Raw genomic sequence first — 25,190 nt, forward strand, 5'->3', positions numbered from 1 at the left:
GCCACGACGACCGACGTTTCATCCGCCCTAGAAGCATGGCGGGACGGTCGCCTTGATTTCGATCAAAGCCCCCTGGTGCGCCCGGTCGTAGTGGACTGATCGTCCTTGGACATTTCGCCCAACGACGGTTTGCCCAATAGCGTACGGAGCCCCTCCGGCGCTGGAGTTCGAGAATGACATCGGCGCCGATCAACGCCTCCTCTGCTGCGGTCACTCCGGCGGCATGGCTGAAACAGGTCGCCGCCCCCTGGCGTCGGCTGACGACCCTGGCCGGTCTGCTGGCCGTCGCCGACGTGGTCCCGGCGGTCGGCTTCGCGGCGGGTCTGGCCATGGCCATATCCAGCTTCGGATCGTCGCCCCTCGCCGCCCTGCCCTGGTTGCTTCTGGCGGTCGTCAGTCTGATCGCGCGCGGCCTGATCGGTCAGGCGGCCGTCGTCGTCGGCGCCCGGCTGGGCCTGTCGATCAAGACCGAGGTGCGCAACCGACTGCTGACCGACCTGTTCGGACGCGGCGCCCGTTCTGATGACCGACTGACCGCCGTGGTCGAGGGCGTCGCTGCTCTGGACGGCTATATGTCCCGCTTCACCCCGCTGAAGATGGCGGCCGGCCTGTCGCCCCTGCTGCTGGTCGCCGTCGCCGCCGTCGCCAGCCCGGTCTCGGCCGCCATACTGCTGTTCACGCTACTGCCCTTCATCGCCGGCATGATCCTGGCCGGCACGGCCGCCGCCAATGAGAGCCGCCGCCAGTTTCAGGCGCTGGAGCAGCTGTCGGGCCTGTTCATCGACCGGGTGCGCGCCCTACCCGCCGTCCTGGCCTTCGACGCCGGCGCCCGCACCACCGCAGAGATCGGCCGCGCCTCCGACGAACTGGAACAGCGCACCAATCGCGTCATGCGGATCGCCTTCCTGTCGTCCGGGGTGCTGGAGTTCTTCTCGGCCCTGTCGGTGGCCCTGATCGCCGTCTACTGCGGCTTCAACCTGCTGAAGCTGCTGCCGATCCCCGTGCCGGAGACGCTGGACCTGTCGCGCGCCTTCTTCGTCCTGGCCCTGGCGCCGGAAGTCTATCAGCCGCTGCGCCGCCTCGCCGCCGCCTATCACGACCGGCAGGCTGCAGAGGCCGCCGTGCCCGCCCTGATCACGCCCGAGCCCGTCGTACGCGACCGCCACATCCTGCCGGACGAGCCGCCCGCCATCCGCTTCAGCGGCGTCACGGTCGCCTATGGTCAGGCCGCCCCTGTGATCCGGAATTTCGACCTGGACGTCCGCCCCGGCCAGATCGTCGCCCTGGTCGGCGCCAGCGGTTCGGGCAAGTCCAGCCTGCTGCACCTGTTCTTGGGCCTGTCGCCCCTGACCGCCGGCGAGATCGAGGTCGGCGGCGCGCGCCTGAGCCGGGCCGGGGACTTCGCCGGCCAGATCGCCTGGGCCAGCCAGGCCCCCGTCGTCGTGCCCGGAACCCTGGGCGACAATATTCGTCTGGCCGATCCGTCCGCCTGCCCCGGCCGGCTGCTGGTCGCGGCCGGCGAGGCCGGTCTGCACGGCGATCTGGACCGCGTCATCGACGAACGCGGCGGCGGCCTGTCCGGCGGCGAGCGGCGGCGGCTGGGCCTGGCCCGCGCCATCCTGAAGCGCGCGCCGATCCTGCTGCTGGACGAACCGACCGCCAATCTGGATCCCGCTTCCGAGGAGGCCATGCTGGACCTGATCCGCCAGGCCACGCGCGGCCGCACCACCCTGATCGCCACCCACTCCGCCGCCGTCGCCGCCATGGCCGACCGCGTGGTGACCCTATGACCCAACCGACCTCCCGCATCGGCGCCCTGATCGCCGCCCAGCGCCACGCCCAGCGCGGCCGTCTGCAGATCGCCGCCGCGACCGGAGCCCTGGTCACCGTCGCCGCGACCTGCCTGCTGGGCCTGTCCGGCTGGTTCATCACCGGCGCGGCCCTGGCGGGGATCGCCGGATCGGCGGCGGTTCAGGCCTTCAACTATATGATGCCCAGCGCCGTCATCCGGCTGCTGGCCGTGATGCGCACCGTCGCCCGCTACGCCGAGCGCGTCACCGGCCACGAGGCGGCGCTGAAGGCCCTGGCCCGCTTGCGGCCCCAGCTGTTCGACGCCCTGGCCTCCGCCCCTCCCACACGCGCCCTGGCCCTGTCGTCCGGCGAGGCCTCGGCACGGCTGGTGCAGGACGTGGACGCAGTCCAGACCCTGTTCGTGCGCCTGTCCGCCCCCTGGGCCATGGGCGCGGGCGCCGCCTCCGCCGCCCTGCTGGCCGGACTGGCCCATCCGCTGGCAGGCCTGCTGCTGTTGGGCGTCATGGGCTTGAGTTGGGCCGGCGCCGGCCTCATCGCCCGTCGTCTGGCCGCCCCTGCCGGGCGCGATGTCCAAATCGCCACGGGCCGCCTGAAAGATCGCCTCGCCGCGCTGGAGGCCGTCGCGCCCGAGCTCAAGGCCTACGGACTGGACCACTGGGCCGCGGGGGAGGCCGCGAGGGCCGCTGCGGACCTGGACTACGCCCAGATCGCCCTGACCCAGGCCGGAGGCTGGATGGCCGCCTGGCAGGCCGTGGTCACCGCCGTCGCCGTGGCGACCGTTGTTCCCGCCACCCTGGGCGCCTCACTGCCGATGACGGCGCTCGCCACCCTTGCCGCCGTCATGGGGATCGAATCCGCCGCCGGTCTGGTCGGAGCCCTGCAGCAGAACGGCGCCGCCGTCGAGGCGACCCGCCGACTGGACGCCCTGACCGGCGAGCCGCGCGCACGCCACGCCGCCGCGCGCCTGGATGCGGGCCTGCGCCTGAGCGCCGACGGCGCCCGCCTCGCCCCGCCGGCCCGTCTCGGCCTGATCGGTCCGTCGGGGTCAGGCAAAACCACCCTGATCGAACGTCTGGTCGGCCTGCGTGACGCCCTGCCCGACGAGGCCGATCTGTCAGGTCTGGACATTGCGGAGATCGACCCGGCTGATCGTCGCCCCCTGTTCGCCTACGCCGCCCAGGACGTCCGCCTGATCGACGGCACGATCCGCGACAATCTGCTGCTGGCCGGCCCGGCCGAGGATGGGGTGTTGTGGGGCGCGCTGGAAGACGCCGCCCTGGCCGGACGAGTGCGCGCCGATCCCGAAGGCCTGGACGCGCGCGTCGGTCCGAACGGCGAACGTCTGTCGGGGGGAGAGCGTCGTCGTCTGGGTCTGGCCCGCGCCTATCTGCGTCCCGCCCCCTGGCTGGTGCTGGACGAGCCGACCGAAGGCCTGGACCCTGCAACCGAGGCCCAGGTCCTGACCGCGCTCGATCGACGCCTGACCCGGGCGAACCAGGGCCTGATCATCGTCAGCCACCGCCCCGCCCCGACACGGCTGTGCGGGCGGGTGATCCGGATCGAAGGCTTGGATGGAAACGGCAGGGTGAAGCTGGGTTCGCATTTCGCCCCCCTCTCCCGGCGGGAGAGGGCTTGAGCGCCCGAGAGCGCAGCGATCGGTCTTGCGCGACCCGAAGAGCAGCGCGAAGCCTGAAAGGGTGAGGGGCGCACTGGTGCGAACTGGCCCACCGCCTGCCCCCTCATCCGGCCCTTTGGGCCACCTTCTCCCAACGGGAGAAGGATCAGGTTTCAGGCCTCGCCCTCGGCTATCTCGCGCAGCCGCTCGGGCTGTTCGATCCGCAGTTCGTTCAGCGCCAGCAGACGGATCACCCCGGTCGTCTTCAGCTTGGTCAGGACCCGGCTGACCGTCTCGATGGTCAGGCCCAGATAGTCGGCGATCTCGGACCGCGTCATCGGCAGCCGCACCTGGTCCTCCGCCGAGGGCCGTAACGGATCGCGCGTCGGCAAGTCCAGCAGGAAGGAGGCGATCCGTTCCTGCGCCGTCTTGCGGCCCAGCAGCAGCATCTGGTTCTGCGCCGCCGCCAGTTCGTGGGTGGCCCGGTCCAGCAGGGCCTCTTCCAGCGACGGCCGCTCGCGGATCAGGGCGCGATAGTCGCTCTTGCGGAACCGACACAGGGTCGCGTCTTCGATGGCCTCGCCCGAGAAGGCGTAGTCCTGCCCGGTCGCCAGTCCGACGAAGTCGCCCGCAAAAAGGAAGCCGGTGATCTGTCGCCGCCCGTCCGGCAGCAGCTTGTAGATCCGCACCGAACCCGAGGTGATGTTGAACAGGTGAGTCGCCGGATCGCCTTCGCGGATCAGGGCCTCGCCCGACTTCAGCGCCACCCGTTCGGCGATGGCGTCCAGGCCGGCCAGGTCGCCCTCGTCCAGGCTGTTGCAGACGCTGAACGCCCTTGCGCCGCAATGGGAGCAGGCCGAGTCGTTTCTGCGCTTGCCGCAGTCGACGGGGAGGGACCGGAGTTCAAGCATGGCGTGCAGGGTATGCCCGCCCGTCCGGTTCCGCAAACCCTCTTGATGGAGATCAAGGCGGACCTTTCGTCCAAGCCGTAAGGTCGAAAGGATGAGCCCCTTTCAGTATCGTCGCCTCGCCCCCGACGAGGCCGACCGCGCCTATATCCTGGCCCATATGGCCGATGCCCGTCTCAGCCAGGCGGACTGGCGCGCCGTGGTCGCCAGCGACCCCGACGACGGGGGCGTGATCGCCGCCGTTTCGCGCGACCAGGTGCGCGCCATCCTGGCCTATTCCATCGCCGTCACCCCCGCCGGCGAGCGCCAGTTCATCGTCGAGACCCTGGTCGCCTTCGACCTGCTTCACCCTGAAAGCCTGGTCGATCATCTGGTCGCCGCCGCCTGCGACCTGGCCCGCGAAGGTTGCAGCGCCATAGGCTTGTCCACCCGTCTCGACGCCCCCGGCCGCGACGCGGTCATGCGCCAGATCGCCGCCGCCGCCGTCCTTCACCGGGTGATCTGACGCCTGAACCTTTGCCGCCCCCGGCTCGTTGAGCAACGAAACAAGGGAGCCCACATGTCCGCATCCTCCATCCGCCGGGACCATATCACCCGCCCGATCTACCACTGGGCCAAGACCGTCCTGCCGGAGATGTCCGCCACAGAGGCCGAAGCCATCGAGGCCGGCGACGTCTGGTGGGACGCGGAACTGTTCACCGGCGACCCCGACTGGGACGCCTTCCTCGACATCCCGCCGGCGACCCTGACCGCGGAGGAGACCGCCTTCCTCGACGGCCCGGTCGACCAGTTGTGCGCCATGCTGGACGACTGGAAGATCACCTGGGAGGACATGGACCTGTCGCCCGAGGTCTGGGCCTTCCTGAAGCGCGAGCGCTTCTTCGGCATGATCATCCCCAAACGCTACGGCGGGCTGGAATTCTCGGCCTATGCTCACTCTGAAGTGGTGCGGAAAATCTCGACCCGCTCGGTCGCCGCCGCCGTCACCGTGATGGTCCCCAACTCCCTCGGCCCGGGCGAACTGCTGATGCAGTTCGGCACGGACGCACAGCGTGACCACTGGCTGCCCCGTCTCGCCGACGGCCGCGACATCCCCGCCTTCGGCCTGACCAGTCCCGAGGCCGGCTCCGACGCCGCCTCCATGACCGACGAGGGGGTGATCTGCGAGGGCGAATACCAGGGCCGCAAGGTGCTGGGCATGCGGCTGAACTGGAAGAAGCGCTACATCACCCTGGGCCCGATCAGCACCGTCCTGGGCCTGGCCTTCAAGATGCGCGATCCCGACGGCCTGCTGGGCGGCGAGGAGAACCTGGGCATCACCGTCGCCCTGATCCCCACCGACACGCCCGGCGTGACCATCGGCCGCCGCCACCTGCCGTCGATGCAGGCCTTCATCAATGGTCCGAACGAGGGCCAGGACGTCTTCCTGCCGCTGGACGCCATACTGGGCGGGCCAGAACGGATCGGCCAGGGCTGGATGATGCTGAACGCGGCCCTGGCCGCCGGACGGGGCATCTCCCTGCCGTCGCAGTCCGCCGCCGGCGCCGCCCTGTCGGCGCGGACCACCGGCGCCTATGCCCGGGTCCGCCAGCAGTTCCGCATCCCGATCGGCGAATTCGAGGGGGTGCAGGAGCGGCTCGCCCGCATCGCCGCCAACGCCTATCTGCTGGACGCCGCGCGGCGTTTCACCTGTTCCGGTTTGGCCCTGGGCCATCATCCGTCGGTCGTCTCGGCCATCATGAAACACGGCGCCACCGAGCGGATGCGCACCTCCGCCAACGACGCCATGGACGTCCACGCCGGCAAGGCCGTGATCGACGGGCCGAACAACTATATCGGCAACTTCTATCGCTCGGTCCCGGTCGGGATCACGGTCGAAGGCGCCAATATCCTGACCCGCAGCCTGATCGTCTTCGGCCAGGGCGCAATCCGCGCCCATCCCTATATTCTCAAGGAGATGCAGGCCCTGGCCGAGAAGGACGTCGAGACCGGCCTGGCCCAGTTCGACGCCGTCTTCTGGACCCATGTGGTCCACACCCTGCGGACCGCGCGCCGCGCCTTCACCCGCGCCTGGACGGACGGTCTGTTCGGCGACGCGCCCCGCTCCAGCCCGGCCCGCCGCTATTATCGCCGCATGGGCCGCTACGCCGCCGCCTTCGCCCTGGCCTCGGACATGGCCCTGCTGACCATGGGCGGCTCGCTCAAGCGGCGCGAGATGCTGTCCGCCCGGTTCGGCGACATCCTGTCCGAACTCTATCTGATGAGCGCCGCCCTGAAGAGGTGGGAGGACGAAGGCCAGCAGTCCGACGACCTGCCCCTGCTCGACTATGTCATGCAGGACGGCTTCCTGATGATCGAGCGCCGTCTCAAGGAGATCCTCGACAACTTCCCGGTCCGGCCGGCGGCCTGGCTGCTGAAGGTGTTCGTCCTGCCCTTCGGCGTCATCCGCTCCGGCCCGCGCGACAGCACGGTCCGCGCCTGCGCCCGCCTGATCATGGAACCCGGCCCGGCGCGCGATCGCCTGACCGAACGAGTCTATATCGGCGACCAGGCCGTAGGGCGCCTGGAAGACGCCTTCCGTCTGGTGGTCGAGACCCAGCCTCTGCACGACCGGATGAAGGAGTTGAAGATCCGCGACTGGCGCAAGGCCTGGGATCAGGGTTTGCTGACCGCCGCCGAGCGCGACAGCCTGGAGGCCGCCGACGCCGCCGTGGCCGATGTGGTCGCCGTCGACGACTTCGCCCCGGACGCTCTGGCCCGCCCCCCCGCCGTCCCGGTCAGATCTCCATCGACAGCCGATAGCCGACGCCGGGTTCGGTCAGAATGAGGGCTGGCTGGGCTGGATCGATTTCCAGCTTGTGCCGCAACTGACCGATCACGACCCGCAGATACTGGACGTCGTGGACATGGCCTGCGCCCCAGATTGTTGTCAGCAGATCGACGTGGCCCAGCACCTTGCCTGCATTGCGGGCCAGGTAGGCCAGGACCTCGTACTCCTTGGGTCTCAGCCTTATCCGCTCGCCGTCGCGGCTGACGATGCGTCGGTCCAGGTCGATGGAGATCCCGTCGACCGTGACCACCCCGCCCGCAACCGGCCTCAGCGCGCGTTGTCGCAGTCCCGCCCGGATGCGGGCCAGCAGTTCGCCGACGCCGAAGGGCTTTTCGACATAGTCGCTGGCGCCCAGGTCCAGGGCCGCGATCTTCTCGGCCTCGCGGTCGCGCGCGGACAGGATGATGATCGGGCCCTCGTAGAACTCGCGCGCCCGTTTCAGCACATCCTTGCCGTCCATGTCGGGCAGGCCCAGGTCCAGCACCACGGCGTCGGGGCTCCACAGGGCGATGGCGCGCAAGCCCTCCTGCCCGCTGTCGGCGCGCTTGGGCTCGTAGCCGGCGGCGTCCAGGGCCGGCGACAGGAAGCGGTGGATCTGGGGCTCGTCGTCGATGACGAGGACCTGGGGGCGGACGGCGGACATCACAGAAGATCCGGATGGGTGGCGATGGACTTGGGCAGACGGATCAGGATGCGCGTGCCTATACCATCCCTGATCGGACTGGCGGCGGCGATCCGGCCGCCCATGGCCTCGACGAACCCCTTGGCGATGGCCAGGCCCAGGCCGGCGCCCTTGGCGCGGTCGGGCGTGCGGTCGGTCGACTGTTCCATGCGCCGGAACTTGTCGAACACCCGCTCCAGTTCGGCGGTGGGAATGCCTCGCCCCTCGTCCTCGATCGAGATGACCACCGAGCCGCGATCCTCATAGGCCGCCAGTTCGATGACGGTGCCGTCGGGGCTGTAGGCGACTGCATTCTCAAGGATATTGACCACCGCCTGTTCCAGCAGGCCGGGGTCGACCTCGACCAGACTGAGCTGGGCCGGGAAGTCGCGCGTGATCCTGCGCCCGCCCAGCCGTCGCGACACCCGCTCGGCCGCCGCGTTCAGAGTGTCGCGCACGTCGATCCAGTCGGCGCGGACGTTCAGGCCCCCGCCCTCCAGCCGGGTCATGTCCAGCAGGTCGCCGACATAGCGGGACAGGCGTTCGGCCTCCTCGCGGATGCTCAGCAGCAGGTCGTCGCGCACCTCGGGCTTCAGGGTCGATCCATAGTCGATCAGGGTGGTCGCCGACCCCAGCACCGTCGACAGGGGCGTGCGCAGGTCGTGGCTGACCGAGTTCATCAGCGCGCCCCGGAACCGGTCGGCGCGGCGCAGGGTCTCGGTCGCCAGCGCCTGACCCGCCAGATCGGCCCGTTCCAGCGCCACCGCCCCCTGATCGAGCAGGGCCAGGGCCAGCCGTTCCTCGTCCGATCCGGCCGAGACGGCCGAAGCGTCGATCCCCGCGACACCCGCACGACCACGCACGCCCTGCAACGGCTGGAACCGCCAGAGGCTCTGCGGCAGGGTGCCGGTGCCGTGGCCCGCGACCTCGCCGTGGGTCCAGGCCCAGCGCGCGGCGGCCATGGCGTCGGCCCCCAGGACCACGCCTTCGGGGCTGGCGGCGACGACGGCGATGTCCTCCCCTTCCGGCAGCAGGACCACCGCCCCGGCCCCGGCGGCGGCGGCGGCCTGTTCGGCCAGACTGCGGGCCGTGACGGCGCGATCCCCCGCCGCCGACAGGGTCTGGCTGGCGGCCAGCAGGGCCGAGACGGCGGCGGCGCGACGCTGGGCCGCCCGCGCCTGTTCCCGCACCCGTCCCGCCAGGGCGCCTGTGCCCAGGGCCACGCCCCAGAACAGAACCAGGGTCAGGACATCGACCGGCGACCCGATCAGGAAACTGTAGCGCGGCTGCAGGAACAAGAAGTTGTAGGTCAGGAAAGCCAGGGTCGCCGCCGCCAGCGCCGGCCTCAGCCCGTTCAGCACCCCGGCCGCCACCACCGCCGCCAGATAGATGACGCCCAGATCGACCCGCTCGAAACGCGTGTCCAGCAGCAGGGCCGCGCCCGTCGCCGCCAGGACGAAGACCGCCCCCGCCGGATAACCGCGCCATTCCAGCGCCGCCTTCAGCCCCGACTTGGCGACCGGCTCCGGCGCCGACAGATCGCCCTCGGTCACCACATGGACGGCGACGCCCTGGGCCTTGCGTAGCAGTTCGGTCGCCAGGGCGCGGCCCATCCATTCGCTGAACCGGCCGCCGCGCGTCTTGCCGATGACGATCTGGGTGACGTTGTTGCGGTGGGCGTGGTCCAGCACGGCGCGCACCACGTCGTCGCCGCTGATCGTCACCGGCCGCGCGCCCAGCTGCTCCGCCAGCTTGAAGGCGTCGGACAGGCGCGTCGCCGAAACGGCGTCGGCGCGCGAACCTGACGGCCGCTCGACATGGGCCACCGACCAGGGGGCGTCCATCATCATGTCCGACATCCGCCGCCCGGTCCGCACCAGGGAGGCCGACATGGCGTCGCCCCCGACCAAGACCAGGATCCGCTCGCCCGCCGCCCACGGCCCCGGTACGCCCCGCTCTCGCAACTGGGCCAGAAGCTGATCGTCCACCGTCTGGGCCGCGCGGCGCAGGGCCAGTTCGCGCAGGGCCGTCAGGTTCTCGACCTTGAAGAAATTCTCGGACGCCAGCCGCGCCGTCTCGGGCACATAGACCTTGCCCTCGGCCAAGCGCACCCGCAGGTCTTCCGGGGTGATGTCGACAACCTCGATGTCGTCGGCCTGGGTCAGGACGCTGTCCGGCACCGTCTCGCGCTGACGCACCCCGGTGATCCGCAGGATGACGTCCGACAGACTCTCCAGATGCTGGATATTAAGCGTCGTCCAGATATCGATCCCGGCGTCGCGCAGCTCCTCCACGTCCTGCCACCGTTTCGGATGACGCGAACCAGGCGCGTTGGAGTGGGCGTATTCGTCGACCAGCAGAAGCTCGGGCCTGCGGACCAGGGCGCCGTCCAGATCGAACTCCATCAACGCCCGGCCGCGACGGTCGATCGGCGCGCGCGCCATGACCTCCAGCCCGCGCAGCAGGCTCATGGTCTCCTTGCGGCCGTGGGTCTCGACCAGACCCACGACGACGTCGAGGCCCTCCGCCTTTCGACGTCGGGCCGCGCGCAGCATCTCATAGGTCTTGCCCACCCCCGGCGACATGCCGAGAAACACCTTCAGCCGCCCGCGCTTGCGGCGCGGAACGGCTGAAGCGGCGGGCGTATCGGTCGCCGTTTCGGGCAATCAGCCCTCCGCGCCGAAACGGGCGTCCAGGGCGCGATTGGTCAGCAGGACATTGACGCGCGGCTGACCGATGAAACCCAGCAGGGCGGCCTTGGTCTGGCTGTCGATCACGCTCTGGACCTGTTGCACGGGGACGCCTCTGGCGCGGGCGATCCGCGCGGCCTGAAGCCGAGCGTAGGCCGGTGACACGTCCGGGTCGAGCCCCGAGCCCGAGGCCGTCACCGCATCGGCGGGGATGACGCCCTGCCCGTCCTCGGCGCGGATAGCCCGGGCCTGTTCCGCCACACGCGCGGCCAGATCCGGGTTCAGCGGCCCCATGTTGGAGCCCGACGAAGCGGCGGCGTCATAGCCGTCGCCCGCCGCCGACGGGCGCGGATGCAGATAGGTCGCGCCCGCGAAGTTCTGGCCGATCAGGGCCGACCCGACCACCGCTCCCTTTGCGTCGCGCACCAGACTGCCGTTGGCCTGGCTCGGAAAGACGGCCTGGGCGATCCCGGTCACGGCCAGCGGATAGGCCAGGCCCAGAACCAGGGTGAAGAGGGCCGTCATCACGAGGGCCGGTCGAAGTTGGTTCAACATCGTCATCGCCTCAGAAGACCGCCTTCAGCGTCGCCACGGCGCGCGCGCCATAGGTGTCGCCGAAGTCGTGTTCGTCGGTGTCGTGATAGCGCAGGTCCACCGCCAGATTGTCCGTCAGCTGATAGGCCGCGCCCAGGTTCCAGGTGTTGTAGTCGAGGTGCGATGACACCCACTGACGCCCCGCCGCGCCCGAGATCGTCCATTTATCGGCAGGGCTGACGGCGGCGTTCAGTTCGGCGTATGTCGCCTCGTCCTCGGACGCGCCGAAGAAGTCGGGCGAATAATAGACCGCCGCGCCCAGGGTCGCCGGTCCAACGGCGCGCGAGGCCGCAGCCTTGAACTCCACATAGTCGTAGTCGGCGCCGTCCGGCTGGCCCGTATAGAGATAGCCGATCACGCCGAAGTCCGTGGCGAGGCCGGCGATCTCCGGCCGATAGCCGGCATAGAGATCGACCTCGGCCTTGGTGTCCCCGTCCCCGAAATCGACGTTCGAGGCCCAGGCGCCGGCGTAGAAGCCGTTCCGGGTCAGATCGACCCCGGCCGAGACGGCGGGGTCCTCCAGCGTCTGACTGACGCCCCGGAAGACATAGTCGGAGGTGACGGCGACATTGGCGGAGACGTCCTGGGCCTTGGCTTCGCTGCACAGGCCGAGACCGGCGATGGCGAGGATACAGGCGGCGGCGAACCAGGCGTCGTTGCGGCCGGACGCCTTGGAGAAGGGTTTACGCATTGGGGTTCTCGTTCTGAATGGGATGGATGGCTCTGGGGTTCGGGCCGTCGCGCGTGTCGGTCTGCCGCATGGTCGCCACGCCCCAGAGGGCGGCGATGACCAGCATCGCGACGACGAGATTGAGGATGCGGGCGACCTCCTGGCGCATCAGGCCAGACCCAGAGCCGAGATAATCAGGTCGATCAGCTTGATGCCGACGAACGGGGCGATCAGACCGCCCAGGCCGTAGATCAGCAGGTTGCGACCCAAGAGGGCGCCGGCGCCGATGGCCCGATACTTCACGCCCTTCAGCGCCAGCGGGATCAGGGCGACGATGACCAGGGCGTTGAAGATCACCGCCGACAGGATGGCGCTCTCGGGGCTGTGCAGTTGCATGATGTTCAGCGCGCCGAGCGCCGGCAGCGAGACCACGAACATCGCCGGGATGATGGCGAAATATTTGGCCACGTCGTTGGCGACCGAGAAGGTGGTCAGGGCGCCGCGGGTGATCAGCAACTGCTTGCCGACCTCGACGATCTCGATGACCTTGGTCGGGTCCGAGTCCAGGTCGACCATATTGCCGGCCTCGCGGGCGGCCTGGGCGCCGGTCTGCATCGCCACGCCGACGTCGGCCTGTGCCAGGGCGGGCGCGTCATTGGCGCCGTCGCCGCACATGGCGACCAGACGACCCTTGGCCTGTTCGGCCTTGATCAGCCGCATCTTGTCCTCGGGCGTCGCCTCGGCCAGGAAGTCGTCGACCCCGGCTTCCGAAGCGATGGCCGCCGCCGTCACCGGGTTGTCGCCGGTGATCATGACGGTGCGCAGCCCCATCCGGCGCAGGTCGGCGAAACGCGCCTTCACGCCCGGCTTGACCACGTCCTTCAGATGGATGACGCCGATCAGGACGCCGTTCTGCGTCACCGCCAGGGGCGTGCCGCCCGAGCGGGCGATCCGGTCCACGGCCTGACGGAACTCGGCGGGGGCCGAACCGTCTGTCAGGCCCAGATCCTTCAGCACCGCATCGACCGCGCCCTTCCGCCAGCTGTCCTCGCCGGCGTCCAGACCCGACTGGCGGGTGACGGCGGTGAAGGGGATGGCCGTGGCGCCGGCCGGCTGTTCGACCGAGATCCCGGCGTTGCGGCCCAGTTCGACGATGGAGCGACCTTCCGGCGTCTCGTCGGCCAGCGAGGCCATGACGGCGGCGGTCAGGGCGGCGTCCGGGCGCACGCCGGGAACCGGGATGACCTCGGTCGCCATGCGGTTGCCGAAGGTGATGGTGCCGGTCTTGTCGAGCAGCAGGGTGTCGACGTCGCCTGCCGCCTCCACAGCACGGCCCGAGGTGGCCAGTACATTGACCTTCAGCAACCGGTCCATGCCGGCGATGCCGACGGCGGACAGCAGGCCCCCGATCGTGGTCGGGATCAGGGTGATGAACAGGGCGCCCAGCACCAGCGGATCGATGTCCACGCCCGAATAGGCGCCCAGGCCGACCAGGGTCACGACCGCGATCAGGAAGATCAGGGTCAGGCCGGCCAGCAGAACGGCCAACGCCAATTCGTTCGGCGTCTTGCGACGGTCCGCGCCCTCGACCATGGCGATCATCCGGTCGAGGAAGGTCGAGCCCGGCTTGGCGGTGATCCGCACCTTGATCCAGTCGGACACCACCGTGGTGCCGCCGGTCACAGCCGACCGGTCGCCGCCGCTCTCGCGGATCACCGGGGCGCTTTCGCCGGTGATGGCGGCCTCGTTGACCGAGGCCACGCCCTCGATGATCTCGCCGTCCGAGGCGATCACGTCCCCGGCCTCGACCAGGATGATCGAGCCGACCTCGAGGTCTGAGGCGTTGGTCGGGACCACCGCGCCGGTCGTCGGATCGACGATCAGCTTGGCCTTGGTGGTGACGCGGGTGGCGCGCAGGCTGTCCGCCGCCGCCTTGCCGCGCCCTTCGGCGACGCTTTCGGCGATATTGGCGAACAGCACCGTGGCCCAGAGCCAGAGGGCGATCTGGATGGCGAAGCCGGCCGACTGGCCGCCCGCGACGGCCGCAGCCGCCGACAGGCTGGCCAGCAGGGCCACGATCCAGGTCGTGAAGATGACCGGGTTCCGCACCAGTTTGGCGGGGTTCAGCTTAACGAAGGCCTCGCCGACGGCGCGGCCGATCATGGCCCCCGAGAGACCGCCCCCGAGCGGCGCCGAACGGCCGCCCTCACGGGGATCAAGTGTGACTTGTGTCATGTCAGTATGTCCGGAGGATCAGGCGCCGGCGACCGCGGCAAGCACCTGGAAGTGCTCGACGATCGGTCCCAGAGCGAGGGCGGGCAGGAACTGCAGGCCGCCGAGGATGAGGATCACGCCGATCAGCAAGCCGATGAACAGGCCGTTGTCGGTGGGCAGGGTGCCGGGGCTGGGCGCTAGCCGGGGCTTGACGACCAGGCTGCCGGCGATGGCCAGGACGGCGACGGCGGGAATGAACCGCCCCATCAGCATCCCCAGGCCCAAGGTGGTGTTCCACCAGGGGGCGTTGGCGGTCAGGCCCGCGAAGGCCGAGCCGTTGTTCGCCGCCGCCGAGGTGAAGGCGTAGAGGATCTCGGACAGGCCGTGCGGGCCGTCGTTGAGCAGCCCCTCCAGCGCCGTCGGAAACACCGCCGACACCGCCGAGAAGCCGAGGATGGCCAGGGGCAGGATCAACACGGCGATCATGGCGAACTGGATCTCGCGCGCCTCGATCTTCTTGCCCAGATATTCCGGCGTGCGGCCGACCATCAGGCCGGCGACGAAGACCGACAGCAGGGCCATCACCACCATGACGGCGATGCCCGAGCCTATCCCGCCGGGCAGGATCTCGCCCAGCTGCATCAGGAAGATCTGCAGACCGCCGCCCAGGGGCATATAGCTGGCGTGCATCGAGTTGACCGAACCGCTGGAGGCGCCGGTGGTCATGACGGACCAGACGGTCGAGGCGGGCGCGCCGAAGCGGACCTCCTTGCCCTCCATATTGACCGAGGCGTCGACCCCTGCGGCGACCAGCGACGGGGCCGGCTGGGTCTCGATGGCGTACATGGCCGCGCTGGATAAGGTCAGGACGATCAGGGCCGCCGCCGCCAGGGCGCGGATGTCGCGCCGGGCCATCGCCGACCGCCCGAAGGCGAAGAAGGCGGCCCAGCCCATGAGGTTGATCGCCACGGCGGAGATCAGATTGGTCAGGGGCGACGGGTTCTCGAACGGATGGGCGCCGTTGACGTTGAAGACGCCGCCGCCGTTGATGCCCAACTGCTTGATCGCCACCTGGCTGGCCGCCGGGAACAGCGGCAGGGTCTGGGATCCGCCCTCGACCGTGGCGGCATGGGCGCTGGCCGCCAGGCTCTGCACCACGCCCAGGCCCGCCAGAACGACGGCCAGGACGATGGACAGGGGCAGCAGCACATAGAGGGTGGTGCGCGTCAGGTCGGCCCAGAAGTTGCCGACGCCCTCGCCGCGATTGGCGACGAAGGCCCGCGCCAGAGCCGCCGCAATGGTCGCGCCGGTGGCGGCCGACACGAAATTCTGCACCGTCAGACCCACCATCTGGGTGAAGGTCGACAGCGTCGCCTCGCCCCCATAGCTCTGCCAGTTGGTGTTGGTGACGAAGCTGACGGCGGTGTTGAAGGCCAGGTGCGGCGACACCCCTGCGAACCCCTGCGGGTTCAGCGGCAGCACGCCCTGCAGCCGCAGGATCCCATACAGCAGGACGAAGCCCGCCAGATTGAAGGCCAGCAGCGCCCCGGCGTAACCCAGCCAGCCCTGGCTACGCTTCGGATCGACCCCGGCCGTATGATAGAAGACGGCCTCGACCGGCTTCAGCACCGGGTCCAGCCAGGTCCGCTCGCCGTTCCAGACGCGCGACATGTAAACGCCGATGGGCCAGCCGAGCAGAACGGCCAGCCCTAGGGTCAGGGCGATCTCGCCCCATCCTTGAATATTCATTGCGATCGGCCCCGTTCAGAACCGTTCGGGCCGCAGCAGAGCCGCGACCATATAGACGGCGACGGCGACCGCGCCGACGCCCCAGAGTATGGCGACCATCATCGTCACACCCGCTTCAAGGCTGCGGCGAGCGCGGCGAAGGCGATGAACGCCCCTGCCCCGATCGCCAAAAAGATCATGTCGGCCACGTCGGCCTCCTCACGCTGAAGATGAGCGGAGACACCACGGAGGGACGTAATGACGCGATGCGGATTCAGGCGGCCGGCATAAAGAAAAGATAACAGGCGTCATCCGAAGATCGTCGTGAGGGACAGGCGAACCGTCCCCGACTCGATAAGCGCCTTCTTCGGGACCTCGGCGCGTCTTCCCCTGTACCTGCGGGCCCGATCAACCGTATGTGAATCGACTTCAAACCGGAGCGAACCGCCTCGACATTTTAGGCGTTTATGCCTCAAACTCGCTGAATGAGGCCTCGTCAGAGCCATCGTCTGCACCAGATAGCCGCCAGACACGCACGCGGATTGCTCTCTGGCTTTTTTCTCGGCGCTGCGTTGGTCCTGACCGGATCATGCAGCGACCGGGGCGACGGCCCCCATACCAGCGTCCTGGTTCAGTCGGCGGCTCGGCGCGAGGGTGCGGTCCGCATCTATTCGAACACCAGCCTGGGCGAGACCATGGTCGCCGGCTTTCGACGTCGTTACCCAGAGATCGCGGTGGATTATCTGAACATCGGCTCCAAGGACATCCAGCGTCAGATCGCCAACGGGCCCCCGCCTGGAATCGCCCCTCCGGATCTGGTCTGGAACTCCGCGATGGACATCCAGATCAAGCTGATCAACGACGGCCACGCCCTGACCTATCGGTCTCCCGAGGCCGGCTCCCTGCCCGGCTGGGCCAAGTGGCGCGACCAGGGTTACGGCGTCTCCGCCGAACCGGTGCTGTTCGCCTATAACCGCAGGCTGACATCCGACGCCGAGGCCCCACGAAGCCATGCGCAGCTCCTGCAACGGTTGCAGTCCGAGCCCGACCGGTGGCGCGGCGCCGTGACCCTGTTCGATCCGGAAACCAGCGGCGTCGGCCTGCTCTACATGAGCCAGGACCTCCAGCTCTATCCCGATGGGAAAGCCCTGTACGCGGCCATCGCCGCCAGCCAGCCGGGCCTCTATCGCGCGGCTGGAGCCATGATGGCCGGGGTCGAAAGCGGCGAGCACCGGTTCGCCTATAATGTAGTCGAGGCCTATGCCGCGCAACGGGCAGCGGCCAATCCGGACATCGTCGTGGTGCGGCCCGAGGACTATTATATCGTCGTCTCGCGTGTCGCCTTCATCAACCGCGAGGCCCTGCATCCCAACGCCGCGCGGCTGTTTCTGGACTATATGCTGTCGCGCGAGGGCCAGCGTCTGCTGGCTCAGGAGCGGATCGCGCCCGTCCGGACGGACATCTCGCCCGACATCGCCGAACGTGACCTCCGCAGTCGACCGATCCGCGTCGGCCCCAGCCTGCTGGCCAATCATGACCAGCAGCGACGCCAGGACCTGCTGTCGGACTGGCGCCGCCGCCGATCCGAGGACCAGACCAGACGGCGGCGCGCTGACGTCTCAGGACGGCTGGCGGACGAACAGCACGTTCTGGGCGCGACCATTGTTGATGCGCAGCCCGGTCACCTTGCCGGCCGAATCCCGCTCGAACGAAACGACGCCGATGTGGCCGGTGAAGACGTCGTGATAGGCGGGCGTCAGCGATGTCGCGGGCCAGCCGACCCGACCGATGGACAGCCCCTCGGCCGTCTGGGCGACGGACAGACGGGACATCGCCTCGTCGCTGACGAAGGCGCCGACCATATCCGCCAGCACCGCGCGTGTCGGCGTGACGGCGTCACGCTTCACATAGGGCAGACGCTCGCCCTCTCGCGTCACCCGGACCAGGCCGCCGTCGGCGTCGAACTCCAGAACATCGGCGCCCATGGTCCAGCGACCGGGCCCGATCGGGACCAGAGCCTCGCCGTCCGCCGTGACGCCGCCGTCGGCGCCGGTCGCGACAAACAGCGGCTCGCCCGTCCGTCCCTCGGCGTAAAGGCCGGTCGGCGCCGGCGCGGCGGGCGTATAGGAGGTCGCCGCCGTCGTCGGCAGGAAGGCGTCTGCGATGGCCCGGCCCAGACGCACGGAGCCCGCTTCGCCGGTGTTGCACAACATGGCCACCGACAGCTTCTGCGCCGGATAACGGGCCAGCCAGGCGCGGTATCCGCCGGTCGAGCCGCTGTGCGACAACTCCTCGAACCCCCGATGCTCCAGGTGGACAATACCCGAGGCATAGGCGATCGGCCGATGCGGCGTGACCTCGCCGCGCTGAAGCATGGCCTCGGTGAAGGCCACGCCCAGTTTGTCGTCCGTCAGGGCCTGGTTCCAGATCAGCAGGTCGTCGACGGTCGTCAGCAGGCCGCCGTTGCCATAGGCGTTCTCGAACGGCATGGCCTCGTGATAGCCGTCGGCCTCCCGGTCATAGGCCGCCGCACGGCCCGGCACGATGGCGGTATAGTCGTCGCGCCAACGGGAATGGGTCATGCCGAGCGGCTTGAATATTCGCTCGGCGGTGAAGGCCGACAGGCTTCGGCCGCTGGCGCGCTGAACCACGATGGCCAGAAGATTGTAGCCGGTGTTGCTGTAGAGGTAGTGCGAACCCGGCGCGAAATTCAGCTCCTTCTGTCGGGCCGCGATCTCCAGCACATTGTCGTTGCCGGCCGCCCGCGAGCTGCGCGGCCACCCCTCCAGAGACCCGATCGAACCCCAGTCGCGCAGACCGCTGGTGTGGTTGATCAGGTTCCTGAGGGTGATCGGCGTCCCATAGTCCGGCATCTCCGGCAGGAAGCGGCGAATGTCGTCGTCCAGGCTCAGCGCGCCATCCTGCGCCAGCAGGATGATCGCCGCCGCCGTGAACTGCTTCGAGACGGAGCCGGCCTCGTAGATGGTGTCCGGCGTCGCCTTGATGCCGTGTTCCAGCTCGGCCATGCCCCAGGCGCGGCGGGCCACGGTGACGCCGTTCTCGGCGACGCCGACGGCGCAACCTGGCGCGGCGTCGCTGTTCCAGCGAGCGAAGGTCGCATCCAGAGCCGCTTGAGGATCGGCGGCCCAGGAATCGGTAGCGAGGGTCGCCGACGCCGAGGTCGCCATCAGCAGGGCGAGAAGGCTTGCTCTCAACATCGCTCGCCCCTACTGGCCGGCCGCCGCAGGTGCGACGTTTTTCACATAACGGCCGAACCAGTCGTCCCACTCCCAGACCATCTGGTTCAGGGATTCCGAGGCGGCGTAGCGGTGGGCCTCCAGCGGCAGCATGGTCAGACGAACCGTCGCCCCCTGCCCTTTCAGCGCGGCGTAGAAGCGCTCGCTCTGCACCGGGAAGGTGCCCTGGTTGTCGTCGTTGATCCCGTGCATCAGCGACAGGGGCGCCTTGATCCGGTCCGCATAGGAGAAGGGCGACATCTCGTAATAAAGCTCGGGCGCCTGCCAGTAGGTCCGCTCCTCGCGCTGGAAGCCATAGGGCGTCAGGGTGCGATTATAGGCGCCCGAGGTCGCCACCCCGGCCTTGAACAGGTCCGAATGGGCCAGCAGGTTGGCGGTCATGAAGGCGCCGTACGAGTGCCCCGTCACCCCCATTCGGTTCGGATCGACCACACCCAGGCGGGCGCCCTCGTCGATGGCGGCCTTGGCGCCCGCGACCAGTTGCTCGACATAGGTGTCGTTGGGCTGTTTGCCCTCGGCGCCGACGATCGGCAGGCTGGTGTTGTAGAGCACCGCATAGCCGCGCAGCGTCATCAGTTGGACGATCGAGCTCCAGTCCGTAGCATAGGCCGGGAAACGGTTCGGCGAGCCGGTCATCTGCCCCGCCGCGTCCGCCGATACATATTCCACCGGATAGGCGTGCAGTATCGTGGGCAGAGGGCCGTCCTCGGGCTTCCAGCCCGGCGGGGTGAACAGGACGGCGGTCAGCGGCACGCCGTCGGCGCGCTTATAGGTCAACACCTGGCCCCGCGGCAGAGCCACGTCGCCATAGGGGTTGGCGAAATCGGTCACCGCCTGCTCCGTCGTCCGGCCCGGCTTGACCAGCCAATAGTTCGGCGTCGTCTCGGCGCCCTCCCGGCGAATGAGGACGCTGCCGTCGGCCAGAACATCCTCGGCCTCTTCATACCGGCTCGCCGACGACCGCCAGACGATGTCGCGCTGGCCGGTCTTCATGTCCATGGTCGACAGGAAGGGACGGTCTCCTTCGGGGGTCGAGCCTTCGCCGGTGAACCAGACGTCGCCGTCTGCGGCTGTCTCGAACACTGGCGCGCCCTGGGCGTTGGCCCCCATCAGCGGATGACCGGGGTCGCCGTAAGCGTCCTGGCTGGAGCCCTCATACAGGGCCTTCATCGAAAGGTCGGACAGGTTCAGCGCCTGGATGCGACGCAGACGCGTGGCGCGCCAGCCCTCCTCGACCAGGGCCTCCCCATTCTCGCCCCAGGCGACGCCGGCGAACCGTTTGGCCAGGCCGCCGACCGGACGGGCCTCGCCGACGAAGGGCGCGGCCTGCAGGAACAGGCGGTCGCGCACCTCGGCTTCAACGCGCGGATCGCCGTCGTCGGCCGCCTCGACCCAGAACAGTTCGGCCGGCGCATCGGCGCGCCACTGCATCTCGCGACGCCCCTTGCCGACGGCGTCGAACGAGATCGGCACGTCGCTTTCCAGCGGCTTGTCGGCCAGCACCACCTCATGACCGTCGGCGATGCGCACGGCCGTATAGCGCTGGGCGAACTTGTTCAGCGGAAATTGATAGGAGAAAGGCGCGCGACGTTCGCTGATCAACACCCATTCGCCGTCGGGCGAAGGCTTGGCCATGTCGTGCACCCCGACCGACCCGACCTTGGTCACCTTTCCGTCCAGACCGATCACCGCGATCTGGGTGGCGTCGTGATAGGCGAACATCGCCTCGTCCTTGGGCGAGGTCAGAAGATCCTGATAGGTCCGGCCCGGCGCGGCGCGCCCCTCGGACTGCTGGATGGCCGGCACGGGCGCAGCCTCGCCGGACGGCGCCGCGCCACGATCCGTCGCCACGGTGCGGCAGACGACAGCGGCGCTGCCGGACAGCCAGACGCAGGCCGGTTCCATCTCCCCCGGAGCAGCAACCGAATTGACCGACAGGTCGGTCAGACGATGCGCGTGTCCGCTGGCGGCGTCGATGATCCACACCCCATGACCGCCGCCGCGCGCCTCAAAGGCGGTGATGGTGGCCAGGGCCTTCTTGCCGTCCGGCGACCAGGCCAGGGTGACGATCCTGCCGCCTTCGGGCAGCCCCGTGACCGGGCGCGCCGCGCCGGTCGGCAGGGTCTTGATCGACAGGCCGCTGTAGTAGCTCCACCCGTAAGGCACGCGCGTCGCGGTCCAGCTCAGCGGATTGAATCGCGCGCCCGCAAGCCGCAACTCGGGCTCGGACAGTTCGGCGATGGAGCGCGCGCCCAGCGGCTGGGCCACCAGGGCCTGGCGACCGCCCGGGGCGACGATCAGTTCCGGCGTCGGCGCCGCCGCCAGCAGGGCGTGCAGCGGCTCGGGCGCCGGATGATAGGCCGCGTCCTGGGCCTGGGCGGGCTGCCCCGCCGCCAGGACCGCGCCGACGGCGACTGCGATAACGCCCAGATGACTGCGCATGTTGATACTCCGTGTACTGCAGAATTGAAAAAGCGGACGGCCCGAAGGCCGCCCGCGATGATGGATCTCGATCAGAAGCGGAACCGCATGCCCGCCGTGAAGGTCCGGCCGATCACCTCATAGAGGGACCGGGTGGTGCCGTAGGTGCTGACGCCGGTCAGGGGCGGATCCTCGTCGAACAGATTGCCGACGCGGCCGAACAGCTCCAGCTCGCGGCCGTCCACCTGCAGATCCCAGGAACCCGACAGATCGACGATGCTCTGCCCCTCGTGTTCGAGGATATTCAGGTTCTTGGAAGTATAGGCGTTGTTGACATTGGCCCCGCCGATATAGCGCCAGGTAACGCCCAGGGTGGCCGGCCCCTTCTTGAACACGGCCGAGGAATTATAGCGCCAGTTCGGCACGCCCCCCAGGCCTGACGTCGATATCTGCAGCGAGGCGCCGGCCAGTTCTGTGACAGCTTCGCCATCATCGATGGTCGTCTTGTCGACATAGGAGATCAGGCTGCGCAGACCCAGATCGCCCCCGAACAGCGGCATGTCATAGGCCGCCTCGAAGTCGACGCCAGAGGTTTCCAGCGACTGCAGGTTCTGCGGCGTATTGCGGATATAGGTGATCAGGTCGGTGGTCGGATCACGATCCAGTTGCTCACACAGCTGACCGATCCTGTTGCAGCGATCAACGATCGTGGCGGCGTTGAAGGTCATGATCGCATTGGTCAGTTCGATACTATAGTAATCGACCGACAGCTTCAGACCCGGCGCGAACGACGGTCTGTAGACGACGCCCCCCGTGAAGGTGTCCGCTTCCTCCGGAACCAGGTCCGCATTGCCCGCCGTCAGGGTCTGGGTCGAATAGCTCTGGGCCAGTTTCGAATCCAGGACTGTGGCGTAAAGGTTGGTCGGGGCCCCGAACAGCTCTTCGAGGGACGGCGCCCGGATGTCGCGCGACTGGGTCGTGCGGAACAGGATGTCGTCGTTCAGCTCCCAGGTCAGGCCGGCCTTCCAGGTCGTGACCCGCCCCGAGGTGCTGTAGTCGGTGACGCGTCCCGCCAGGTTCAGGTCCAGCGACCTGGCCCAGGCCTGATCGGCCGCCAACGGCACGACGGTTTCCGCGAAGACTTCCTTGACCTCGACCACCCCGTTCCAGGGCGCCGTGTTGTAGCTGGCGAACTCGCGATTGATCGCCCGCTCGGAAGAGGTCGCTCCCGCCTCCTCTCGACGCCATTCGACGCCGGTCGCCAGCGACACCGGACCGGCCCAGGTGGAGATCGGCTCGCCGTTGATGCTGAAGGACGCCGCCTTCTGGCTGGTCGAATAGGTCCGCGAGCCTGACCCGAACACCCAGGCATAGGCCTCGTCCGACACCGAGTTGTCGCCGAACGGATTGAAGGCCACGCAACCGTCGGCGCGCGCCGTGGCGCTGCGGCAGATCGCGTTTCCGGACGCCGGATCGATGATCGCATCCACCGCCTGGGTGAAGCGCGCCGTCAGCCGGTTGTTCGAGAATTGCTGGTCGTTCTCGGCCTCGCCATAGGTCGCATAGGCGCTCCAGCTCCAACTGCCCGGCAGGTCGCCGTCGGCGCCGACGACGAAACGATCGGTCTGGGCCGTGATGTCGTTCTGCAGTTTCGGATACTGCTCGTGGAAGGTCCGGCCCATGGAGAAGGTCGAGATGCCGTTGGCGTCCATCGCCGCGCCGATGTTGGACGGCAGGAAGGCGTTGTCGCGACGGATCGTGAACGAACTGACCGTATTGCCGCTGCCCGAGTCATACTGGAACTCGGCATGCGAGGCCTCGGCATAGGCGGTGATCGACGGCGTGACGTCATAGGCCAGGCGGCCATAGACGCTCTTGCGCGCCATCCACGGCTCCAGCGGAATATAGCTGCCGTAGTCTGAACCGCTGCCGCCCACCATGGTCGAGCTGCTGGCCAGGTCGCCGTACTGGAAGGCGTAGGGGGCGCCATTGGGGCCGAACTGAGTGCCGCGCAGCGGCCCCGAGTTGATCACTCCGCCCGGCGACATGTTCGCATAGCGGGCGTTGGAGACGAACAGGTTCTGCGGTTCATCGTTTTGTGGCGTGTAGGCCGGATTGGAGATGACGGCGTAGCCCTTGCCCCAGTCACGGTCCGACAGATGCTCGATGCCGTTGTTCTCGGAGATCTCGCCCGCCAGCAGCACGTGGGCGCGATCGTTCAGGAACCGATGGCCGAAGGCGACGGAACCCAGATAGTTTTCGCGGTCCTTCTCCCCGCTGATTCCGCCCTGGATCGAGCCCTTGAAGCCCTCGAGCGAATGGTCGAAACGCAGATTGACCACGCCGGCGACAGCGTCCGAGCCCCAGGCGGCCGAGGCGCCGCCGGTCACGACGTCCACGCCGGCGATCAGGGCCTGCGGGATCTGGCCGATGTCGACGCCGCCCATGACCTGGGAATTGACGTAACGCTTGCGGTCCACCAGCACGAGCGTGCGCGTCGCGCCCAGACCACGCAGATCCAGGTAGTTGCCGCCATGCGAGCTCAGCGAAGTGGTGGCCGAAGGCGAAAGCGTGGGGCGCAAGGCCGGGAGCTGATTCAGGGCGTCCGCCACGTTGAGCGGCGCCTGCAGCGCCAGGGATTCAGCGGTGACGACGGTCGTCGGGGTCGGCGCCTGGAAACCGTCGCGAACGACGCGCGAAGCGGTGACGACGATATCGTCCACCTGGCCGGTCTGAGATGATGCGGGCTCCGCCGTCTGCGCCAGAGCCGGCGCGGCGACAAGCAGGGCCAAGGCGCTGGCGCATCCGAAGACGCGCGTCTTGGTCGACTGGATCACGATAGTCTCCTCACAAATCGGTTTCGACGCTCCTCCCCAAGAGCGTGGATCCGATCACGACGCCGTTGGCCGACGCCGCGTCTTCCCCCCGGTTCACTGCGTTTGAACCGGCCGGTCCCAGAAGAATGACCCCGGCATGGAGGAAACTATTCTCACCGCACCCGCCGTCAAATCGACGTGATTCGGATCATATTTCCTGAAAATCCAGCTTGAGGCGCACGAAACACCTCAAAGCGATTCTTGTTTCGCCTCAGAAGCGCGCTCGCCAGGCTTCGGGCTTCGGCTTGACAGTTCGGTGAAAGATTTGGCGCAGCCCCCTCATCGTCGCCGCGCACCGATTTCCGACGGATGGTGACGAATAGTTGCGCGATAGACACAAAAATCCTTCGCGCGGCTTATCGGGGGTTCTTTTGGATGGGGTTTTGGCCACCAGAAAGCCCCGCCTGTGACCAGGCGGGGCTTTTTGATTTGGGTGCGGGAGTAGGATTTGAACCTACGACCTTCAGGTTATGAGCCTGACGAGCTACCGGGCTGCTCCATCCCGCGGCAAACGGTAGTTTCGTGAGGAAGAACTGTTCGAGAAGCGCGCTCAAGTCGGCCGAAGGCCGTTAGCGCGAACAATCATGTGTGCTTGGTAGACCCGGCGACGACCTACTCTCCCGCGCCTTGAGACGAAGTACCATTGGCTCTGGAGGGCTTAACGACCGAGTTCGGAATGGGATCGGGTGGGGAACCTCCGACATAGTCACCAGGTCAACCAAGCACACATGAATCCTGACCTATCGCGCATTCGCGCTACTTGAGGTCAGGGAAGAAGACATTGTCAGAGATTGCTTCGGTCAAGGAGCAATCATCGAATGAGTTTTGCTGAGAAACGATCAAACCGATCGGATTATTAGTACCAGTAAGCTTCATGGGTCGCCCCACTTCCACACCTGGCCTATCAACGTGGT

The 25,190-nt window shown here is 68.3% G+C and carries 16 protein-coding genes, 1 tRNA gene, 2 rRNA genes and 1 pseudogene; 5 read left to right on the forward strand and 15 right to left on the reverse strand.

Annotation, left to right across the window (positions count from 1 at the left end; translation table 11 throughout):
• Positions 1-173 precede the first annotated feature (173 nt).
• Positions 174-1,790 (forward strand): thiol reductant ABC exporter subunit CydD, encoded by a 1,617-nt coding sequence (gene cydD, locus ACIQ1T_RS11755; protein WP_395944735.1) that lies wholly within the window; start codon positions 174-176, stop codon positions 1,788-1,790.
• Positions 1,787-3,448, forward strand: coding sequence for an amino acid ABC transporter ATP-binding/permease protein (locus tag ACIQ1T_RS11760; RefSeq protein ID WP_395944736.1), 1,662 nt, complete (start codon positions 1,787-1,789; stop codon positions 3,446-3,448). Before cydD ends, ACIQ1T_RS11760 begins: the two co-directional genes overlap by 4 nt.
• A gap of 152 nt (positions 3,449-3,600) precedes the next feature.
• Here the strand turns inward: ACIQ1T_RS11760 and ACIQ1T_RS11765 are convergent, their stop codons facing one another.
• On the reverse strand, positions 3,601-4,338 hold the full coding sequence (locus ACIQ1T_RS11765) for a cyclic nucleotide-binding domain-containing protein (RefSeq protein ID WP_395944737.1): 738 nt from the start codon (positions 4,336-4,338) through the stop codon (positions 3,601-3,603).
• A gap of 91 nt (positions 4,339-4,429) precedes the next feature.
• On the opposite strand from ACIQ1T_RS11765, the gene ACIQ1T_RS11770 reads away from it, so the two are divergent.
• Together ACIQ1T_RS11770 and ACIQ1T_RS11775 are read left to right on the forward strand one after the other, a co-directional pair.
• Positions 4,430-4,840 (forward strand): hypothetical protein, encoded by a 411-nt coding sequence (locus tag ACIQ1T_RS11770; protein WP_395944738.1) that lies wholly within the window; start codon positions 4,430-4,432, stop codon positions 4,838-4,840.
• Between the two features lie 54 nt (positions 4,841-4,894).
• Complete coding sequence (locus tag ACIQ1T_RS11775; protein WP_395944739.1) at positions 4,895-7,162, forward strand: acyl-CoA dehydrogenase; 2,268 nt, start codon at positions 4,895-4,897, stop codon at positions 7,160-7,162.
• On the opposite strand, the gene ACIQ1T_RS11780 is transcribed toward ACIQ1T_RS11775, so the two are convergent.
• The 8 genes from ACIQ1T_RS11780 to ACIQ1T_RS11815 form a co-directional block, all read right to left on the reverse strand.
• Positions 7,113-7,808 carry a response regulator gene (locus ACIQ1T_RS11780; protein WP_395944740.1) on the reverse strand — a complete coding sequence of 232 codons (696 nt, stop codon included), beginning with the start codon at positions 7,806-7,808 and terminating at the stop codon, positions 7,113-7,115. The two genes, ACIQ1T_RS11775 and ACIQ1T_RS11780, sit on opposite strands and share 50 nt — an antisense overlap.
• On the reverse strand, positions 7,808-10,411 hold the full coding sequence (locus tag ACIQ1T_RS11785; protein ID WP_395944753.1) for a DUF4118 domain-containing protein: 2,604 nt from the start codon (positions 10,409-10,411) through the stop codon (positions 7,808-7,810). Before ACIQ1T_RS11785 ends, ACIQ1T_RS11780 begins: the two co-directional genes overlap by 1 nt.
• 81 nt (positions 10,412-10,492) lie before the next feature.
• Positions 10,493-11,071 carry a K(+)-transporting ATPase subunit C gene (kdpC, locus tag ACIQ1T_RS11790; protein WP_395944741.1) on the reverse strand — a complete coding sequence of 193 codons (579 nt, stop codon included), beginning with the start codon at positions 11,069-11,071 and terminating at the stop codon, positions 10,493-10,495.
• Between the two features lie 10 nt (positions 11,072-11,081).
• Positions 11,082-11,801, reverse strand: coding sequence for a TorF family putative porin (locus ACIQ1T_RS11795; protein ID WP_395944742.1), 720 nt, complete (start codon positions 11,799-11,801; stop codon positions 11,082-11,084).
• Positions 11,794-11,949 (reverse strand): hypothetical protein, encoded by a 156-nt coding sequence (locus tag ACIQ1T_RS11800; protein ID WP_395944743.1) that lies wholly within the window; start codon positions 11,947-11,949, stop codon positions 11,794-11,796. Before ACIQ1T_RS11800 ends, ACIQ1T_RS11795 begins: the two co-directional genes overlap by 8 nt.
• Positions 11,949-14,015 carry a potassium-transporting ATPase subunit KdpB gene (gene kdpB / locus ACIQ1T_RS11805; RefSeq protein ID WP_395944744.1) on the reverse strand — a complete coding sequence of 689 codons (2,067 nt, stop codon included), beginning with the start codon at positions 14,013-14,015 and terminating at the stop codon, positions 11,949-11,951. The genes ACIQ1T_RS11800 and kdpB overlap by 1 nt, the downstream gene beginning before the upstream one ends.
• An 18-nt stretch (positions 14,016-14,033) precedes the next feature.
• Positions 14,034-15,743, reverse strand: a complete 1,710-nt coding sequence (kdpA, locus tag ACIQ1T_RS11810) for a potassium-transporting ATPase subunit KdpA (protein WP_395944745.1) — start codon at positions 15,741-15,743, stop codon at positions 14,034-14,036.
• 15 nt (positions 15,744-15,758) lie between these two features.
• Positions 15,759-15,845: a potassium-transporting ATPase subunit F gene (locus ACIQ1T_RS11815; RefSeq protein WP_395944754.1), complete on the reverse strand. Its 87-nt coding sequence runs from the start codon at positions 15,843-15,845 to the stop codon at positions 15,759-15,761.
• 572 nt (positions 15,846-16,417) lie between these two features.
• On the opposite strand from ACIQ1T_RS11815, the pseudogene ACIQ1T_RS11820 reads away from it, so the two are divergent.
• Positions 16,418-17,125 (forward strand): annotated as a pseudogene (locus tag ACIQ1T_RS11820) (ABC transporter substrate-binding protein); the annotation flags it as partial.
• Between the two features lie 216 nt (positions 17,126-17,341).
• Here ACIQ1T_RS11820 and ACIQ1T_RS11825 read toward each other — a convergent pair.
• The 6 genes from ACIQ1T_RS11825 to ACIQ1T_RS11850 form a co-directional block, all read right to left on the reverse strand.
• A complete protein-coding gene (locus tag ACIQ1T_RS11825; protein WP_395944746.1) occupies positions 17,342-18,940 on the reverse strand; it encodes a serine hydrolase domain-containing protein in 1,599 nt (532 codons plus the stop codon).
• 9 nt (positions 18,941-18,949) lie between these two features.
• A complete protein-coding gene (locus ACIQ1T_RS11830; RefSeq protein ID WP_395944747.1) occupies positions 18,950-21,421 on the reverse strand; it encodes a prolyl oligopeptidase family serine peptidase in 2,472 nt (823 codons plus the stop codon).
• Between the two features lie 71 nt (positions 21,422-21,492).
• On the reverse strand, positions 21,493-24,237 hold the full coding sequence (locus tag ACIQ1T_RS11835) for a TonB-dependent receptor domain-containing protein (protein WP_395944748.1): 2,745 nt from the start codon (positions 24,235-24,237) through the stop codon (positions 21,493-21,495).
• A 469-nt stretch (positions 24,238-24,706) separates the two neighbouring features.
• Positions 24,707-24,783 (reverse strand) — tRNA-Met (locus ACIQ1T_RS11840).
• 92 nt (positions 24,784-24,875) lie between these two features.
• Positions 24,876-24,990, reverse strand: a 5S ribosomal RNA gene (gene rrf, locus ACIQ1T_RS11845).
• A 121-nt stretch (positions 24,991-25,111) separates the two neighbouring features.
• Positions 25,112-25,190: ribosomal RNA gene (locus ACIQ1T_RS11850) — 23S ribosomal RNA — on the reverse strand; the annotation flags it as partial.

It is taken from the genome of Brevundimonas sp., assembly GCF_044336875.1.
Classification (GTDB): Bacteria; Pseudomonadota; Alphaproteobacteria; order Caulobacterales; family Caulobacteraceae; genus Brevundimonas.